The organism is Thalassotalea fonticola (assembly GCF_032911225.1).
In the GTDB taxonomy this organism is placed as follows: domain Bacteria; phylum Pseudomonadota; class Gammaproteobacteria; order Enterobacterales; family Alteromonadaceae; genus Thalassotalea_A; species Thalassotalea_A fonticola.
Window position 1 is genome coordinate 1,236,230 of sequence record NZ_CP136600.1, and the last position, 20,832, is coordinate 1,257,061.

Annotated in this window: 8 protein-coding genes; all 8 read right to left on the reverse strand. The window is 40.6% G+C overall.

All coding sequences use genetic code 11. From position 1 onward, the window contains the following. Positions 1 to 13: 13 nt before the first annotated feature. Positions 14 to 4,318 (reverse strand): S8 family serine peptidase, encoded by a 4,305-nt coding sequence (locus RI844_RS05175; RefSeq protein WP_348397381.1) that lies wholly within the window; start codon positions 4,316 to 4,318, stop codon positions 14 to 16. A 44-nt stretch (positions 4,319 to 4,362) separates the two neighbouring features. Further along, positions 4,363 to 8,439, reverse strand: a complete 4,077-nt coding sequence (locus RI844_RS05180; protein ID WP_348397382.1) for a hypothetical protein — start codon at positions 8,437 to 8,439, stop codon at positions 4,363 to 4,365. A gap of 616 nt (positions 8,440 to 9,055) precedes the next feature. Beyond that, positions 9,056 to 9,217, reverse strand: a complete 162-nt coding sequence (locus tag RI844_RS05185; protein ID WP_348397383.1) for a hypothetical protein — start codon at positions 9,215 to 9,217, stop codon at positions 9,056 to 9,058. Between the two features lie 149 nt (positions 9,218 to 9,366). Next, entirely contained in the window at positions 9,367 to 12,585 is a 3,219-nt protein-coding gene (locus tag RI844_RS05190; RefSeq protein ID WP_348397384.1) for a leucine-rich repeat domain-containing protein, read from the reverse strand. Positions 12,586 to 13,008: 423 nt separating this feature from the next. Continuing rightward, the gene (locus RI844_RS05195) at positions 13,009 to 15,084 is read right to left on the reverse strand and encodes a DUF5050 domain-containing protein (RefSeq protein ID WP_348397385.1); all 2,076 of its coding nucleotides are present in this window, start codon (positions 15,082 to 15,084) and stop codon (positions 13,009 to 13,011) included. Positions 15,085 to 15,500: 416 nt separating this feature from the next. Then, positions 15,501 to 16,490, reverse strand: a complete 990-nt coding sequence (locus tag RI844_RS05200) for a hypothetical protein (RefSeq protein ID WP_348397386.1) — start codon at positions 16,488 to 16,490, stop codon at positions 15,501 to 15,503. A gap of 78 nt (positions 16,491 to 16,568) precedes the next feature. Continuing rightward, on the reverse strand, positions 16,569 to 16,751 hold the full coding sequence (locus RI844_RS05205) for a hypothetical protein (RefSeq protein ID WP_348397387.1): 183 nt from the start codon (positions 16,749 to 16,751) through the stop codon (positions 16,569 to 16,571). Positions 16,752 to 17,579: 828 nt separating this feature from the next. Next, a complete protein-coding gene (locus tag RI844_RS05210; RefSeq protein WP_348397388.1) occupies positions 17,580 to 20,708 on the reverse strand; it encodes a leucine-rich repeat domain-containing protein in 3,129 nt (1,042 codons plus the stop codon). Positions 20,709 to 20,832 lie beyond the last annotated feature (124 nt).

Sequence of the window (20,832 nt, forward strand, 5' to 3'; positions counted from 1 at the left end):
TTTTATTATTAAATTATTTCTGTGCTTGTTGACGACGGATAAATAGGGTCATCAAGGCAAGTACAAACCAGGCCATACCGGTGCTACCACCAGAGCCTTGCTCTTCTTGTTCTACATAAACAGAGGTTTCAATAGGTTTTGAATCTCGCTCAGAATTGTTACCAATTAAACGAAAGGTGATGGCTTCATTTGTTTTAACAACAGTAAAGCTGATGCTGGTTTCGTTGTTGGTAACATTTACAACTGGACCGGACGTTTGCTGCCAGTCATAGGTGATTGGTGCGCCGTCGATAACCCCGTCGATTAATGTTGAAGTTAAGGTGACTAGCTCACCTTCCTCGACCAATGAATCAGATGCTGCAACGGTGAAAATTGGCGCACCTTTTACCATCTCAGGTGCTGCGAACGCCAGCTGAGGCTCGTCTTCATCATTAAGTTGTGAAGTGACATAAGGCGTAATGTCGCTATAGCCTTCAACATCGGTGTAATCAAATACAACAGTGACAGTTTCAGCGCCTGCATTTACACCTTGCTTATACTCCCAAGTAAAGGTGTTACCTTCCTGGTTATAAGTGAAATCTTGACCTTTGGTGCCATCGGCATTGTTATCAGGGTCTGAGCTAATTTGCATGCTTTCAAATGTAGCCCCGTCAACTAGCTCCATAGACATTTGATAGTTTTGCTCACTATCTGAGTTATTCGCCATAAAGTGAATATTGTATGACGCTAAACCCGCGCTCTTATCTAATAAGCGTAATTTCACATCATCCTGATCACGGTACAAGTCAATGTTCACCCAGCCTAAATTACCAATTAGCTCTTCAGAGGTGCCCAGCACCATGGCACCGTAATAACGTGTTTTTTCACGCATTTCTTTATTCCATGAGACAGTCACCGGAATATCAGAATGGGGATAATTATCTTTGGGCGCTTTCGCCTTTAACGCAGTATCGTTTTCATCTTCATCGGCTTCAAACTCATCCTTAACAACACTGACCACAAACTTGATGGTATCAATCTTACTGGCCTGCTCTGGATCGAACTCATCTCGGTCCTCATTGTTAAATTGATTACCATAGTTGTGGAGCATTAACCAATAATCGCCATGTGACGGTAAAGCATAATCGAGCTTTTCATGAGCTTTTGACGTTGCAGCCCATAAATGAATTCGATTCCACTCATTACGATCAGCATAGCCGTTTGCATTGCTGTCTTTCCCCATGTACACATCGATGTCTGGTGATGATGTTTCAAGAATTTCCACTACCAGTCGATCAGTGCCTGCCGGCACGGTAATTGGCATAAAATATGCGGATACGTCCGTTTCTTCTCTAAGGTAATCAGGCATACTCGAACGTTTTAATGACACATTATATTCAATGCCGGCTTCTAAAGTGGAAGTCAAAACAGTTAAATCGCTAGTACCAATAGACACTACATCGTCAACTATTACGCTGCCAACATTACGATTGGTATTAATTTCTACCAATTCCGGCGCACTACCGGCGACAAAATTTACGGTAACCGGCATAGATACGGCAGGAATACTTGGGTTAGACGGAGTTAAGTGCACACGACCATCCGACCAAGAACTATCAAGTTTTTCGTTAACGCTGGCGGTCACGGTAATGTCGAATTGTTCACCTGCGGCTAATGAAATAGTCTGACCATCAAGATCACTGGTTAACTCCATACCTTCAGTGGTGTAACTGTAAGATACGGTCCAATCAGCATCTTTAGTCGCGGTTAACGTACGAGTCCATTGGCATTGACCTATACAGTCGCCTTTTGACATACTGGCAATGTTCATTTTACTTGGTTTACCGTGCCAGCCGGGTGGCAGCTCCTTAACAAGATCGCGAACATTACGAATATTTTCATCTTCACCTTGTTCAGCTTCACCAGGCTTGGTCGGCATTTGCACAAAGGCAATATCGCCAAATGGATCTGCGGCTAAATAGCCGGCGATGGTTTCATTCATAACCAAGCCCGTTTCAATGGCTAAATCAACTCGAGCAACACCGGCACCAGATGAATGCAATGCTGCAGGTGCCCAGGTTTGCTTTTTATCCACCACAGGACCGACAACTTTTGCATAAGTTCCCGCGGTTAGCATTAATGCTGATTGTAACTCGGCCGGAGTCCATTCTGGACGACTGGCCTTGAGTAAAAGCATCATACCCGCCACATGCGGTGACGACATCGACGTACCGGAAAGATACCTAAAGTCTTGATCTGTTGTCGCATTCAAATTAAGGGTAAATTCTTTCATATTGTGACCTAAACCACCGGCAAGAATATCCTGACCTGGTGCAGCTATGTCTGGTACCAGATAATCACCACTGAATAAATCGGGGCCCTGTGATGAAAAGCCAGTCATGATGCCACTGTAATCTTCATGTTCTTCAAATGTTTGGCTGCTTACTAAGTGCGAGTCACTGATAGCTACCTGGTGCCCTTCGCCTTCTGCTAACCATTCAAGCAATAATTTGCCGTCTTTTTTATCAAGATGCGCCGACGGGATAGTATGAAAATCCGAGGCAAGGTTAGTTCCCGAATCATTCGTATTAATTAAGATCATTCCGGCTGCGCCAACAAGCGACAAGTTATGACTCTTCACCGCGCGGCTTAACGGACCATCAAGGGAAACACCGCCGCGTTTACAGATCACGACTTTACCGGCCACAGCTTCTGCGGGAATCGAATCGATACCACAAGAGCCGGCCATTTCAAAATCATCAGCGGCGCTGGCATATTCAACATCAACAGCGTAGACAACATCGGTTGCTGGCAAACCTTGGGTTGCACTTTCTCCGATAAGAACATTGGTTTCTAATTCAAAATCAGCCGAACCACCCGATAAAGTCACTTGTTTTTTATCGAAAGCACGGTCATGAGTTACCGCCGCAACACCCATTAACCAGGGTGCATTACCAGGAGTTTTAATTGTGTATTGACCCATAGCACCATTATTTCCTGCCGATGCAGCAACGCTTATACCAGCTTCGCGAGCATTTAAATACGCCAGTGACACCCAGTCATACCATGGCGACGCAGGAAAACTGCCAACCGAATAATTGATAACATCAACACCAACGTCTATCGCATGCTCAATGGCATCAATCGCATATTGTGGATGACAATAACCACCAGAGTCACAGATTTTGTAAGCAATAATATTCGCATGTGGCGCGACCCCGGAAATTTTTTCATAAACAAAGTCGTGTTGGTACACTTCGGGTAGCAAGCCACCTATTGCTCCTTCAGTTTTTACATTTCGAACCACGTTACCCGCCGCAGTTGAAGCCACATGAGTACCATGGCCGTTTGAATCCTGACCGGTTTCTGAACGCTGCATATCGCGCACTCGCATAAAGGTGTTTTCTTCATCCCGGGCAAAAATAAGCGTTTTTTGCAGATGCCCAAACGGCACGATGCCAATTAACTTGTCATTACACCAGCCTGGGCTGTCAACACAGTCACCATAATAGCCAGAGCTTGAATCAGGATTTGGCTTCGGATTGACATGGTCGTAATCAATCAGACCATCGCCATCTTCATCTACTTTATCGGCGAATGATGGGTGAAATGGCGGTAAATTACTCAGGTCATTAATATCGTCTACCGGCTCTAAAAACGAGCCAATACCAGAATCGATGATACCAATGACCATACCCTCGCCTTTATTTCCGCTTGCGGTCTCGGTTCCTCGCCAAACGTTTTTTGCCCCAGAATAAGCTGGGCCACTGTCCGTTTGAATTTCAGCAATACCAGCTTTGCCCACGGCAATAACGTTTGGCAGCTGACTGACTAATATGGCTTCTGAAGGCGATAACGTTGCAGTAAAGCCATTGAGTGCCGTTTGGTACGTCGAGCCAATTTCAACGTCGCGTTGTAAACGCAAATTAAGATGAAATTGGGTCTCGTTTTGCTTATTGGCCAGGTAGCTTTTATATTTTTTAGAGGCCAAACTTTTGGTATCTAATTTACCCTGGCTAGTTGTATTACTGCCTTTACTGGCAAGAATATTCGTCGGAGCAAGGTTATTGATCCCGCCACGATAATTAGTTAGTGGTTGGTCTTGTAAAATAATGAAATATTCATTACTTAAATGTTTACGAACAAGGTTGTCAATATCGAGAGTAGCAGAGCCAACGTCGCCATTGTCCAACGTTCTAAATGGTACTGTTACAGTATTATCTTCAACAAACCTACCTAATTGGTAAGCGTGTTCAAGCGCATTAGTTTCAGCGCTCACGCCGGCACTAGCAAGTACCAGTGAACACGCCGAAATCATTTTACTTAACTTAAATTTCACAAAAAATTCCTTACGGAAAGAATCAGACTCTTTCCGACACATAATTATCTAAAACGGCGACTACAAAACAGCACTAACGACAGCAATATATAAATCGAACCACCGGATGAGCTTTTTTCATTGTTTGAGTCAGTACTCGTTGCGGCGATGTTAAATGCCATATCTGCCTGGTAGAAGTTTTGGCCGTCATTGACGGTGATCTGTGCAGTGAATTCGCCATTAACAAGCGGCGTTCCTGTCAATAGGCCAGCACTGTTTAAAAGCAAGCCTTGCGGTAAGTTTTTAGCTTTGTATTTAAGACCAATACCATCAATATCGGTGAAATATACAGATAAGTCCTTGGCATCAATGGCTTGCCCTTGCACACCGATAAAGTCTTCTATCGCTGAAACTTGCTGCGGAGCATTGTCGTTTGAGTTGGTAATATATACATCAATCTGCTGGGTCAGACCGTTGTTCTGGCCAACTTTAACGCTCACCAACAAAGGGTAATGTTGATGTGTTTCGTAATCGATGCGAGATGTATCACGAATTGATAACACGCCATCAGAAGAAAGCTGGAAAGGTGCGCCGGCACTGTCACCAATTAACGTCAATTCGGCTTCGGCAGTGATTAAGCCGCTAATCAATGTTGTATCAGTTAATTGTACTTGTCCAAACGCTTCACCAATTGCTGTATTCTCAGCTACTGAGAATATTTGGCCTGGTTCAATAACCGGTAAAACTGAGTTGTTACCAGCGATAACATAATAACCAGTTTGTGGGTTAAATACGGCAGCTCCTTCTGAACATTTACGGATTTCTACGTTCACCACTGAACACTCTGCAGAATACAAGGTTGATGTTTTCGCTCGAGTGTTGGGCTGCAATGTAATGCTATCTTGCCAGTCAAACGTTGTTTGCTCAGCTCTATTGAACTGCGCAAATTTAAACATAGTGCCAGTAAAAGACGACGTGCCTGGTGAACCATCAAATACAGGTGGAATAAGCAAGGTATCGAGCTTTACGGTTATTTCATATTGCCACTTATCAATTTCAGCAATCTTAGTTGAATTTTTGATTTGCTCGGCGATACAATTTGCCGTAACGCTTTTGGCCGGAAAATCACATATTAATTCACCGTTGGCAATTAATGGTGAATCAAACTGAATCGCTTCAACAAACAATTCATGTTCAATTCTACATTCAAAATTAACACCTCCATTGACATAACAGACCGGCGAAAGATCGCCCTTACGCAAGCCAAAGTCGGCTAAATACTCATACAGATAGGTATCAACGACATCTTCAGGGTAGTAATTTATACAATTCTTATTAATGTCTTTTATTTGATTGTTGCCACACTCTAATTCCGCCGGATCTATGGCATCTTCATTTACTTTATTTGTTACCAGGCCACCAAGAGTAAAGTTATGAATTAACGGCGCATCCCATGGACCAGGAATTCCTACTCTGTCGGTCGATACAATCATCGCCAACGGCTCAGCAAACGTTTGTTCATTAATCGCACCATGGTATAAGTCATTAGTACAGATGCTATTGATTACCGTTTTACGATTCGGGGTAAATATCATTGGCAAACTACTAGGCTTAATACGTGCCGTAGGCCTGAAGCGATCATACGCCATGCTTAAATCGATGTAGTGGGTACTAAAGCTGTTTTCACTATTTAACCTACTGGTCAGTTCGGTAAGTTGAAAATCAGGCGAGCTGGAATTTGCCAACACGTAATTATCATAATTTGCGTCCTCGACCGCTTGCATGGTATATAACTTAATTGCGACCAGATTCATGCCCCGCTCAAAATGGTTGGCAACGGGCAGATCAATATTGTCAAACATGGTAACGGCAATGCTAAGTTTTTGACCTGATTCACAACTTGCCTCTGGATAAACGCCACCAGCAATGGTTTGTGGAATATGACCATAGTTAGTTGCTAAAGAAAGTGGTTTGCGCTCAGTCCGATAAATAATCGGCATCGAGTATAATGTTTGCGGATAATCACTATTATTGACAAGATCAATTAAGTGCTCTTCAAAATTGGCGCCGTATTCAAGCGCGTCTTCAATTACATTACTGTGCGGTAATGGTGTGTAATCAATGTTGCGCTGCCCAGATGCGTATTCTGAATAATGAAAAGCGGAATCAAATGAGTCTTTATCAATCTCAATATCATCACTCACTTGCGGCATTACCAGCCAGGGCATGCGAATATTGGCGGCATTATTTATGCTGTGATTGAGTTGTAAATAGCCTTGAAATGCCAGCCTGTCCCAATTTTCAATGGTGAAATCAGTGCCTTTGGTGATGATATCACGCTCTAACTTTGCGGCATCGATACGAAATGTTACGGCAACAATTTTCTCTTCACCGGCGGCTAATATAATCGTCTCTGGAAAATCAATGCTTATCGCATCGTTTGAAGCTTTATTGCCATTAATGATAATTTCTGAATGATAGAGTTGCTCGCTGTCAGAAATATTTTTTATCTTGATATTACGACTAACACTACGTTGACCACTAACATCTAAAAACCCAAGATTTAAACTAGGTTGGTGATTATCATTATCGATCATCAGAGCATAAGAAGAGTTTGCCGATAATGGTTGAATCGTACCACCACCAATTTGCGCAACACCCCAATCGTTAATAGTGTTGATATTACCGGTATTAACAATTAATGACTTTACTTCGCTTGGGGTAAGTTCCGGGTGATTTTGCATGATCGACGTCGCCGTTGCTGCTACTTTCGCCGCCAATAGAAAATTACTGGTTTCCATCTTACCTTGGCCAGAGCCAGTTGCCGCAAGAGCACCAAATACTTCACGGTTTACCGATAATATATCCGGTTTTAATACAGAATCACCTCGGGTAGGTCCGATACTTGTCGCTTTATCGACGTGATATTGGTCATTTTCAACGTACGCCGTACCAACAGTAATGGCCTCGGGTGCTGTTGCACGTGGCGCGACATTAAAATAACTGTGATGGTAAACAGTAAAGCGTTTTGGCAAGCCATTCTCATCGACGATGACATTGTCATTAGAGTCAAAACGATATTCGTAAAAACCACTGGCATCACCTGATGGCAACACAACCTGCATGCCCGTTGCGGCAAGTGAGCGCAACATTTTAACTTCAACATTATTCGAATCGATGCCAGTTTCAAACTCTCGATAAAAACCGAATGACGATGCAGGAGTATCTAAAATCACGACATCCGCACTATCCGACAAATCGCCATCCATGTTTGGATCTATAGACATTTCCAGCGCACTAAGAATAGCTTCTCGCCTTTGTGCTATATGGTAGCCCGCAAAGGCTATACCTTCGACTTTATATGCTAGTATTTTAGCATCGGGCGCCGCTTGTTTGATCAAAGAAGCGGCCATTGTACCTGTGCCACCTACATAGGTTGAAAAGTCGCTTGGATATTCCAATGGGTTGTAATCGTAAACACCACTTTCTGAAGTAAAATCGAAACCACCAATAACAACATCATTAGGGAAGCCTTCCCAGCTGTTGACTATGTTGTCATACGCCTGGCCATAATCACCGTTACCGCCTAATGATTTATGGGTATAATCAACACCGCTGCCGATAATAGCGACCACAGGTGCGCCTTTCGCATCGTTCACTTTTAACAGCGGGTAAGGATTTTCGACCTTAGCCTGCAAACCTTTCGCCTGCATCTCGCTATTTGCTGCAATCTTTCTGCCCGTAGCGATAATACTGTGAATATGTTTATGGTCCGCCAATTTATCAACGCTAGCCTTAGGCATTACCACGTGCAACATATTACCAATAAGGCGAATGCGATCGGTAATATACGCCGTTGGTTCAAGAGCCGTGATGTCAGCAACCAATTGTTGCTGCTGTAAAGAGACTTGACTAATTGCCTCTTGACGGTTAACACCGTTTTTTGCGTAGGAGGTATCTATGGCACCAGGTTGCTGTAACAGTATTCTATACTCGGCTACGGATTCAGATAATTCATCGCTGTTCGAGCCTTGAGAATTCTCTACCGGATGAATTAAGTAATTGCCAGTAGTATCTGCCTGTGCAGTAGTACTAAAAGCAGAACCAATCAGTAAGGTCAGGAGTGATGATTTTAAAACCATTAAAACGACTTCCTTTTTAACTTTCGTGTGTAGCAACGCAATATTTATTTATTAATTTTCACGTCGAATTTGTTTACGCAGCAACATACGGCAAGCATTTCTATTAAGCAATTGCGTGAGCTTTAGAACCTCTTTATTTTCAGTTGATTATTTATCTTTTTATTATCATTAAAATTATTACCTTTACTTTCAACAAGTTAATAAAATAAAAAAACAAATTTAACGATATTCAGTAAACAAAACTGATGTCGATTTGTCCAAAATTGATATAAATATCGATAAATTTCTCAGCGGAACAGCGTGGCTAAGATAGCTTGTTAATTAGTTGTCGACAGGAACTAAGCTTGTCAACGCTCTTTGGTACACAACGGGGTTAGTCTAGGTAGTTGCACTCCATTAAATGATGGAAATGGCGCATTGACGAAATTAAAAATAATGTCAACGGCGTGCATTGCTGTTAAAGGTGTTGTTAATAAATATCAGCAAATTACAATCTGGTTATGATGTGATGTTTTGTTATTGTCATAATTAAACGGAACTGTTGCACGGATTATGATTAGAATCGCTAGAAAATAAAGGGTTAAGTGTTAATATATTGGCTCAATTAAGGGAAGGATTAACTTAAAATTGCTACCATTTCCTGAACTTGTTTCAGGATCTCATTAAAGTAATCAGATCCTGAAACGAGTTCAGGAAGAAAGCGACAACTACCTTGAAATAACCGGCATTCCTTCATCCTTGAAGCTACAAATCTATTACCATCCTTGGCGATTTGCATTCCTGCATCCCTGAAGTTACAAATCTATTGCCACCCATGGCGATTTGCATTCCTGCATCCCTGAAGTAAAAAGCCACCAAAGCACTTTTGCATTGGTGGCTATTTAGACTTTTTCAGCTTCAAACGGCTTGTCAGTTAACTAGTGGTGACTAGAAGCCTCCACAGCCAATTCCACCTTCACATGCTTCACCGTTGATTGGTCTGTAGGTAATATCCCTTACATCTATAGTAAACGGGGTGGCCGTTTTATCCACATTACCATCTTCTCGCGGAATAACTGTGTCATAGGCTGGGTAACAGACAGCAATAGTATCGCCGGCATTACCTGAACAGCGTGGTATGTATGGCTTATTATGTGGTTGTTGCCAGCTAATGGTACCGGTAAAGGTTGAATTTGGATGATTCTCCTCATCGGCCGTCATAATACAGGTAGATAAGCCATCACTAACTGCCGAACAGCTAAGGTCATAGGAATGATCGCTTTTGCTAGATTTTAACAACTGTAATAATAACCTGTCTTCAAAACTAGCGGCAAATTTATTACCCGGAAGCACCCGCTGCTCAAAATCAAAAGTAAAGGCAACACCTGGCCAGACTTCTGTGGTTCCATATTTGACAGTATCTTCAGGCTGACATTGTGCCTGTAAAGAGTTAGCCTCGGCTTTACAGCTAATTCTGCTATCATTGGTTAACGCGTGATTCGATTCAAAACAGATCGGATACATTTCTTCGCCGGCGTGTTTTGAAATACAGGCAATTCCATCGGTAATACCCAAGGAACTGGAGCCATTTGATGAAATTCCGGCAACCTGAGTGCTCAAGTTTAATACAGTCAACGGAGTTCTGGCCGCCTCACCGTCAGGGTCAACACCAAAAGGTCCACCAGTTTTAATATCAAACTCTTCCGGTACGATGCATTGCTCTTCGGCGTCGTCATCACCTATCAGAAGTGTTGTTCCATCGGCTTTTGCTCTGTCATTAATGGCAACTTGCAATTCACACAGTAGCTGATTATTTCTTAAGTCCACCTTGGCTGGTAATACTTGCCAGTTAAGTAACGTATCCACTGAGCGAATGGAGTTATCACTAAGATCTAATTGATTAAGGCTCTCCAAAGCCGCTAACGGACTTATTACTGTACTACCTAGTAGTTCATTATTGGCTAAGCGTAATTCTGTTAACTGCGTCATTTCACTAACGCCAGCAATATTACTAATGTGATTATTATCTATAGATAATACTGTTAATGCCGTTAATTTGCTTAAATCATCGATACTGCCAGAAATATTATTATCACTTAAATTTAAAGTAGTTAATTCAACCAGGCCTTTTAGTGGAGCAACATTAACAATATTGTTATTACTAGCGTCAAGTTCAGTTAACTTCGTCAATGCAGCAAGAGAGTCGATGTTAACAATATTATTGTTACTCAAATCTAGCTTAGTAAAATTTGTTAATGCGGCAAGTGAGTCAACATTAACTATTTCGTTATTATCTATGTCGAGCTCACGTAGTTGCGGCATATTAAAGAAGTTAGGCAAGGTAACAACTTTACTGTAACTGGCACTTAATGAGATGAGCCCGAAAGCGTCATTCAGTGGCGATAAATCTGTTATCAGGGTTTTAGCAACATAAACCTCACTTAACTCGGTAAACCCAGTTAGCGCGGTAAGATTGGTAACGGCAGTGCCACTTAGATCTAGTTTTATTAATTGCGTGTTATTTTCAAGGTGGTCAATATTTTTAAAGGTAGTATTAGCTAAATTTAATTCAGTTAAACCTGGCATATTCATTAAAAATGAAAAATCATAGGTTTTGTTCGAATCAGCGAGCGCCGCACTGCTGGAATTGGCTGCGAGCGTTAACTTTGTAATAGGTAAATGTTTTAGTTGGGCAAGTCCTGATATATCAGATGCATTGGTAAAGTCTACCGAAGTGACATTGACAAAGTATTTCAATGCAGAACTAATGTCGCCGTATTTTTTATATTCGGCACAATTAAGGGCGGTAAACTCAGTAACCGGCACATCTAGTTGTGCATTACTCATGCTTCTCAAATCATAGGTGTTGCTAATGTATTCACTGCGACGAGCCATTGCGTTTAAACAACCAAGCAAAGCATTATCATGATTTCTGGCATTTTCTTCATCAAAATCTTTAAGCGTTAACTGCGATACATACGGTAAGTATTGGCTGTCATCATATGGGTGGTGATCAAAATACAAATCATCAGTATCAATATCTTCAATATCCTGGCCAGCTTTATCTTTAATGATGTTTAAATAACCATCACCATCGATATCCTGGTCGAAAATATCAAACACAGTATCGTTATCGGTGTCTGGAAATTCGCTAATATCAGGGTCGGCAACAATCGTTCGTACAGTTTCGTTATATAAATCACCGTCGGCTTGCAACATATTTAAAACATTGGTGTATGCGCTTGGGTCTGTTAATAATGCAAAGGTATCTGCAACATTTTCTGCTAATGCGTATTCTGTGTATTTACCACGAACATCAACAACGGCTTTGAGCACAGCGGCAATCTCTAGCATGCTCTCGCGACTGGTATCGTAAAGGTTAGGATATATTTCGTTGTAAGTATCTTCGTCGGTAATAGGCGCTTTGTCGTTTAATTGCTGAGCAACAAGGTATTGAGCAGTTGATAAATTAGTAACATTGACGCCAAAATTTTCAGTAATGGTGATAAAGCCCAATGAGCTTTGTTGTTGATAGACCGTATTAAAGCTGGCTAACAAAGACACCAACTTTACTTTTGCTTGTGCAGGTATGGCGCCAAGCGCGGTAATTTTGATCAGTTCACCGAAGTTACGCTCATCAACAATAACTTCAAGGTCATAATAGCCTAAGCCATTGGCGGTGGTGTTAAAACTCTCATCGCCAATATCAAAGGTAACGTCAGCGTCTACTACTTCTTCATCAATAATCTGGCCGAAAAACAGCAGCTCTTTTTTGATCGGAATTGCAGTAAACACAGTAGACGATGTTGCAGTTAACCCATCATTATCAGTTACTATTAAAGATACAGTGAACGACATTTTTTCGCTAATGCTTGGCGTGATAAAACTTAACTGCGCGCTATCAGCCGCGATTAATTCAACGGTGTCGGTGTCAACACTCCATTGATAACTGGCAATTTTACCGTCAATATCCATCGCATCGGCACTAAACGTAGTCACCTCTCTTTCGGTTGCACGATTGCTACCGACAATTTCAACGGTTGGTGCCTGGTTAACTATATCTGGAGCGTTAGATTCTCCATCGCTGCCACCACAGCCGGTGAGTATGCTTGCTGTTAGTAAACAGCCGCCGTAAATTATTTTATTATAGGTTTTCCGAAACGCCATTATTGATACCTGTGTTCAATGAGAAATTTTTTTCAGTTTATTCATACCTTAGATATAAAGTTATCCAAGGCAGAAAAACCGCTTTTAATTGGTGCGTATAATTAAACCGAATTAGCATGAAGAGCAATCAAGACAAACTCAAAAATTGCACTTTAAGTCATCTTTGAAATATCTATTAACTTAAAAATCAGTAACTTGCATACAGAAACAAGATGTTATTCTAGCTAGTTAAAGACGTTATTTTGGTGAAGAAGTTAGTTATGTGGTTACGAGGTTAAATGCTAGTTATGCTATCGGACAAGTAAAATGGCTGTAACAAAATCGGTTAAAACAGTGAGCCACAGATTAATGGATAAGTGGTTGTTACACTGAAGCCTGATCCGGCTTCAGTGTTAAAAAAGTTAAAGCAAATGAGAAACTAGTTTACAGCGGGAGTGAAAATATATCAGCATCTATTACTCCATGCCGAGTGACAATTACACTGCCATCTGCACCTGGAGCTATGCCTTGATAAGCTCTTATAGAAAGCACATCAAATTGTAGTACAACCTCTACATTTAGGTCTTTGTTGACCTTCATCAGCAGGTCTTGTGATTCAGTTCTTTTTAAAAAGTAAATATGCTCGTCTTTAACGTAAAAGCTGGCAAAATCTTTACTTCTCAAATTTTTAGTAACTTGGGTAAACGTGTTGCCGGTCGGTTCAAACCTCCAAATACCGTTTTGATCAAATCTAGATACGTATAAATCTCCATCGCTCCCCTCTTGCACAAACACTTCCCCTGAATGGGTGATTTGTTCTATTTCTCTGGTTGTTAAGTGATATTGAAAAATCCCCCACTTGCCGTCCTTAAAGCCAGAAAAATACAAACGTTGTTCATCAACAGACCAACTAGGGTTTTGAATTGGCATATCTAACTTATCTTCAATAATAATGTCACTGCCATCTATTTTAGAAATGTATAAATAAGCTTGCTCTTTCCCTTTAGGGTCAACTCGCATGGCAAACCAACTACCATTAGCAGAAACTGTAGGGATAGAAATAGCGCCAATATTATTAGTAAGTTGTTTAGATACATATTGTTTTCGTTGCCATACTTCCCAGTTACCCGAGCGATTGGAATTAAAAATAATGCTGTTGTCATTGCTTACATATTGACCATACAAATCGCGCGATGAAGAGGCAATTCTTCTTATTACCTTGCCGGAATCAATAGATAATTCTTCAACTTGCTCGTTAGCATAATGTCTGGTAAAAAATAATTCATTGGTTTTGCTGTTGATAGCTAATGTACCTGGTGTTGCTGTTTCATCAATAAGTTGTTGCTGATTACTTTTTAAATCGATAGCAACCACGACATAAAGGCCATTATGAGGTTTGGTGACGAATAATTTTTGATTACGCTCATCCCAAGCCAGACTTAGCATTCTAGCTTCAAGTTGTAGGAATGAATCTTCACTAACATTTTGTTGTTTATAATCGCTAATAATCACTAGCTCGGAAGCTTCTAAATAACGGCGAATAATGACTAGTTTTTCATCGTTTTCAACAAAGGTTACGGATAAATCCTGATGATTTTCTTTCGGGAAGCTCACTTGTTTTTCGCTATTGCTGGCTAAATCATAACTAAATATAGCCACCCTGTTATCCAATACTTTATTGTAAACTAAGGTTTTTCCATCCTTGCTCCAAGCAACAGGGTTAGTATTAGATGCGCCCTTACAGCCCTTAACTATCGTTCTATTTTCATTAGAAATTAGACTATAGATGCTAATGGTACACTCTTTATTTTCTAGTATTTTTTGATAGGCGATTTCAGTACCTGATGGTGACCAAACCGGAGAAATTTCTATATTATCTTCTGTAGTTAATCTTCTTAACGGTGTTTCTGGATTTTGCAAATTTTTTATGTAAATTTGTCGTGTTTTTCCTAATGGGCGCCACTGAAATGCCATAAAAGCACCATCGGGGCTAATACTTGGCTGTTTTTCAATCCCTTCATAATTAGTTATGTGAGTTGCATGTTGAGTAACTTTATCTACCTGTGTTTTCGGAGACATAAAACGAATTGATGTAGCTATTAGCCCGACAATAATGATGGCAACTGCCCCATATTTTACCGCTTTAGAATAACGGCTAGTAAATTCATTATCTGAACTAATTTCTTCAATACCTTCAATGTTGGCCAGCATTTGATAGCCTACTTTTTGAATGGTGGCAAATACTTCATCAGGCTCAGCGCCTAAGTCAGTAAACGCTTTACGTAATTGCCACACCGCATTGGTAAAACCAGTTTTGCCAACACCTTCATTGCCAAGCCAGATCACCTCAATGGCTTTATCTTTACTGACAATATGTTCTTTCGAGACGATAAACAATTTTAAAATTTCAAAGACCTTGGCAGAAAGCTGTTCGGTTTTTTCGTTTGAAGAAATCGTCATGCGGGCACAATCTACTTGCCAACGACCAACCTGATATTTACGAAATGGTACTTCAATCATGATCTATATATAACCTTGAGCAATAACCTAAATAAACCAGTAAACATAGATTTACAAACTATATAAATGAATAATCCAATGAATTTACAGGGCTTTTTTTTCTTTAACAAACTATATTATAAATGAAACTAAGTTGGAATCACTCCTTCGGGTAATACCAATATATAATTTGAACACTGACTAACTTATGTTAACTATAGTTTACATAAATAGCATTGTACTTTATTTTGCAGAAGCCCTTGTCATGACGCGCTTTATTAACTGAATCGGACAGGTAACCTGCATAGTTAATTATTGTTACGGTAATAAACTATGGATAAACAAAAACCAGCTAAATATAGCTGGTTTGTTTATAAATTAATGACTAAGAGATTAATTTTTCAATTTAATCTCTTAGTAAATTAATGATATGTTTATTATTTACGAGAAATTGTGTATGCACCAACATCTAACATTTCGTATGCCATCATATTTGGCATTTCCATACCAAATTTACCCGGCGCCATACCACTACCAATAACACCTGTTAATTCACCTTCTGGTGCTGCTTGTACATAATCATAGTAAGCATTGTGAGTAGAAGTACTACATGTACCTGAGCTGTTCATCTTACTCATTAACTCTGTTGGGGCGTCAGCCTTGGCAATAACTTCTGAATCAAGCGCTACTGAATAAAATTCACCATTAACACTGTTTGTTAAAATTCGGTCGCCACCAACACTCCATTGTTGTTCGGCAGGATTATAGTAAGCGCCATTTGAGTCAGTCCATGCAACTTTCATAAATGCGTCGCCGGTACAATCTTCACTACGGTATGACAAACCTAAGTACTCGCCATCTTCGTGTGACATCGCTATACGATTTTCAGCATCTACGTATGTATTCCAACCTGTGATTTCTGAAAGCCCCATAATCGCCTGAACCACAAGACCAGCTGAATCACCGCTTAATTCAACGCTCATCAAGTCACCTGATTTTGCAAGTACAGTACCAACTACTTCGCCTGACTCGTTAACCATTTGCCACTCAACTTTGCCCATTGCCATTGCAGCCATTGCATCAGTGTTAGCTTGTACAGCAGCAGTATTAGCATTAACCGTTGCAGAGTTTGCAGCAATGGCATCTGTATTAGTTTCAATAGCTGTAGCGTTTGCTTCTGCAGCTGCATCTGCTGCATCTGCAGCTGTTTGAGCTGCCATTGCAGCATTGTTAGCCGTTGTTGCTTTTTCTGCTGCGGCATCTGCTGCAGTTTGTGCAGCGGCAGCGTCCATTGAAATGGCAGTAAAGTTTGCGTTTACGTCGGCGGCTACGGCTGCTTCACCAGCAGTGAATGTTTTTAATTCAGCTGAAGTTGCTGAGAATGATAATGCTAAAGCAATTGCTGATGCTGTTAATTTTAATTTCATGTGTAATCCTTGAGAATTATTTACTTCTAAATTAATTAGTTTTTATATTTGTTTTACTTATTACGTTGAACGCTTGGCTTATTGCCACTCGGCTTCATCCCACTTTTGACTTTCATCATCCCAAACAAGTTTGGTATCTGCTGGCGGCGGCGGTGTGACAACCTTTGGTTCAGCATCTGAACTGCCCGAGCCTCCACCACATGCGCTTAGCACAACAGATGCAAAAATTGCAGCGGTAATACTTCTAAGTTTATTAGGCATTAATCTATTCCTAGTTAGTGATGTTTTGTGCAGTTAACTGCTGTTCACATATTTTTGTAAAGCAGTTAGTGCGTTAACCTTTATCAAGGCGTGAGAAATTAATACCGCACCTAAATCACCGTCACAAGCTACAACACCTCAAATCGCTATTTATTAGTTATCTTTTATTTATCTTGTAATTATTTAACAATAAAAACAGCCACTTACAAGTAAAAACACAAATATCAGAAAATAAAAAAGATAACCATGTAGCGTTTTTTTTTAGTTTTAATGGGTTAATTTTTCGAATAAATGTAAATGGCCTTGAACTTTTTAAACTACGCTACTTAAACAAATCAAATTAAGCTCCAATTCGAAAAACAATGGCTCACTAAATTAAACAGGCAGCTAGACCTTTATTAACTGAAAATGAATAGTGATGATGAATTGAGCATTTTAGAGTTCTGCTAATTAGGTAATTTTTAGAATAATGGTGTAAGAAAAGCTTGGTTATGGATTAAACCAAGTGTGTTAGGTATTTGCATAACATCTGATATTCGACAACTTGGTCAAGTACAGAGTAATGGTTTGACAAAATAAAATCATCGGAACAACAGTATGACACGCAACTAGCCTGAAAGATTTTTATCTCATCGATTAAACGTAAACTACTTTGACCTAACAAGCTGATAATTATGATTATCTATTGAGCTCAGACAGGCTTAGTAAATCATACTCTGTAACAGGAACGCACTAATAAAAAAGCCTGATATTCTTTATTAGAATATCAGGCTTCAATTTTTGCCTAAAAAGATTACTTTTCTCTTGTCTATTAAGAGGTTACTACTGTTACTGACAATGGCCTGGCGTAATACATTTATCCTCATCGATTTCACGGCTAATAAAGCTGAAGGCTGATAAATCCAAGTCGAACGTAAATGGCGTACTTGTACCTGGAACAGGATCGTCTTGCGGCCTCTCGGCTAACGGCGTACAAGTTGCAATATGGCCATCTTTTATACCATTACATTGTGGTTTTACCGTATAGGTATGAGTTTGCTTCCAGCTAATGCTCGGCCCGTTAATCATGTGACTGCTCAAGGTACAGGTACTGGTTTCAATACCATCGTGCTGCGCATCGCTAGAAAGAGGTGAACAAGTAACCACGGCTTCAAGAGGCACGCCAATACCACTAATGCTTAATACATTTAATAATGATCTACCTTCAAAGTCACTGACAAAGCGACCGTTTGGCTGACGACCAAAGCGGGTATCTACGGTCAAGGTAGGGTAATGCTCACCCATGGCAAATGTTTCATCAAGGATATTACAGGTGTAAATCGTTTCATCTACAGTACCATAACATTTATACTCACCACCAATTGGTGCGGTCCAACACAAAGGTTGCGTCATCGTGCCTTTAAATAAACAACGGTCATTTTCGGTAAACGTAACGCCATTGCTAATATACTTGCGCCCTGTTGGTCTGTTACCAGGACCATAGCCTTCCAATTGATTTATGCCAAACATGCTTAACATGGCAATATTTAACGGTGTATCTTGCGGTATGGTTTGCGGTATGGTTGGAATTTCTACCACCACACAGTCATCCATGGACAGAATAACGCCAAGCGCTTCGGCTTTACTGATAAGTATCGCAACACTGTCATCACATTCGATATCCGGGTTATTAGTGAGGTTTATCTCTTGTGGTAGCACATCCCAATTATCTAACGGAGTCACGGCGAACAAAGCATTATCTTTAAGGTTAAGGGTCTGCAAGCTTGATATTTCACTGAACCCACTTAAATTAGTTAACTGATTACCGTTTAACTGCAACTCTTTTAATGCACTGGCACCAACAAAGTTTGGCACAGTCGTGAAATTATTCGAAGATAAAAATAACTCCTCAATAGTCGCCGCATAGCCTAACGGGTTAACGCCTGAATTTAACACGCTGAGATTGTTATTAGACAAGTTTAATTTTTTTAATTGCGTCAAGTTTGTTAACGAGCTGGCGTCAACTATCTGGTTACCAGCAAGATTTAACTCGCTAAGGTGAGCTAGTTGCGCAAGCGGAGCTGGATCAACAATGGCATTATTTTGCAAGTTGAACGTGCTACCTGTATTGGTTAAATATTGCAGAGAGGCAAAGTTAACATCGCTATTATTCAGTTGGTTGTCGTTTAGCGTAACAGCTGTTAACAACGGCAATTGCTGAAAATCTGGTAGCATTGATATTTGATTATACGCTAATTGTAAAGATGTCAGCTCGGTTAAAGAGGTTAATGGACTGGCATCAACAATTTCATTGTTTGCAAGGTGTAACTGCTGCAAATTGGTTAATGCTGTTAATGAATCAACATGAGTGATCTTGCTGTTGCTGGCATTTAGTGTAGTTAAGCCGGAAGCATTAGTTAGTACCGATACGTCAAAGCCTAACGTAGTAGAAACATTAAGGTTGGATAATGCCGGCAAATTTGACAGCACGTTAAAGTCATCTGCCGTAACGCCAGCGATATTAAGCTGAGTTAATTTTACTAAACCCGCCAATTCACTAATATCATCAACCTTGGATGCTCTGGTAAGTGTAAGCTGAGTTAAATTGGTAAAATGTTCAATGCCTTGTAACGAGTCTAAATCAGCACAGTCTAAACGGGTAAATGCCAGTACAGATGTATTATTAAGGGTATTAGTTTCAAGCCCTTGACGACTTAGCTCGGCATTTACTGCCGCAAGGTTATGAGTAGCGCAGCGGTATAACATATTATGTTTATCGCCTCTTTCATCCCTGCGTATATAAAAGCTATTTTTGATCATACCAACTGTTGGTGCATATAGCTCGGCATCTTTAGGGAAGTAATCTATAATGCCATCGGCATTACCCGACTTGTTATCTAGATCACCAGCTATATGATCGCCGTCAATATTGTCATCTTCAGAGTTGATGATGCCGTCTAAATCTAGGTCTGGGTATGGCACTAAATCTTCACTGCGTTTGGTAGCATCACTGGCGTATGCCAATAGCCCCGGTACCAAAGATGTTACATAATCATGCACTGCATCAGGATTTGCTGCGAAGGTGTAGGTATCGTTACTGTTTTCCGGTAGTTCATATTCAGCGATATCAACAATCACCTTGATCACGGCTGACAAATCGAGAACTTCATCTTCATCCAGTGCAGCTATTGCATCTTGCAACTGTTTGTTCGTGGTTATTTCAGAGTCTGGTTCAAGTGCTTCGGCCAATATATATTGCGCCGTAGTATAGTTGGTAACATTGACGCCAAAGTATTCACCTTTAACCAGATATTCATCTCTGCCGGCTAATTGTTTTAAGCTGGCGAAACTTTCCAGTACAGAAACCAGCTTTACACCCTGATCTGTTTTTTCGTCACCTATGGCGGTAATTCTTACCAATTCGTCAAAGTAGCGCTCTTCAACGGTTAAGTCGATAAAATAGTCCCCGAGACTGTTGGTTTTACCGGTATCTGAGGTGAATTGTGCATCGCCAATATTTATTGTGATATCAGCATAAGCAAGCGCTTTATCAATAACTTTACCAGAAATAGTCAAGCTTTCAAAAATAGGCTCACTGCTTACTTCCAGGGTTTGTGTTGCCGTTGCGCCATCATCATCGGTAACAGTCACACTGACCGTAAAAGACATTTTTTCGTCAACACTTGGCGTGGTAAATGTCACCTGTTTGCTTTTAGCGCCGGTTAAAGTAACCGAGCTATCACTTACCTCCCATTGATAATTACTAATGCTGCCATCAATATCCTCGGCGATGGCCTCCAGGGTAATTTCGCTGCGCTCTATAGCGCGATTGGCACCAAAAATTGAAACTGTTGGTACGGCATTGGCTGGTGGCTCTATGTCTGCTCCATCGCCACTACCACCACAGCCCGTTAACGACATGCTCGCAGCAAGGGTTGTAGCATAAAATAATTTTGATAACTCAAAACTGTTTTTCATTATATTTCCTCTGTATTGTGACACCGTTTATCGGTGCTTCAGCAAAACTTATCGACATTTATGATGTAATTATTCGTTAAGTGTTTGCTTACCACATAGTCAGGGCAATAGCGCTGACTATGTC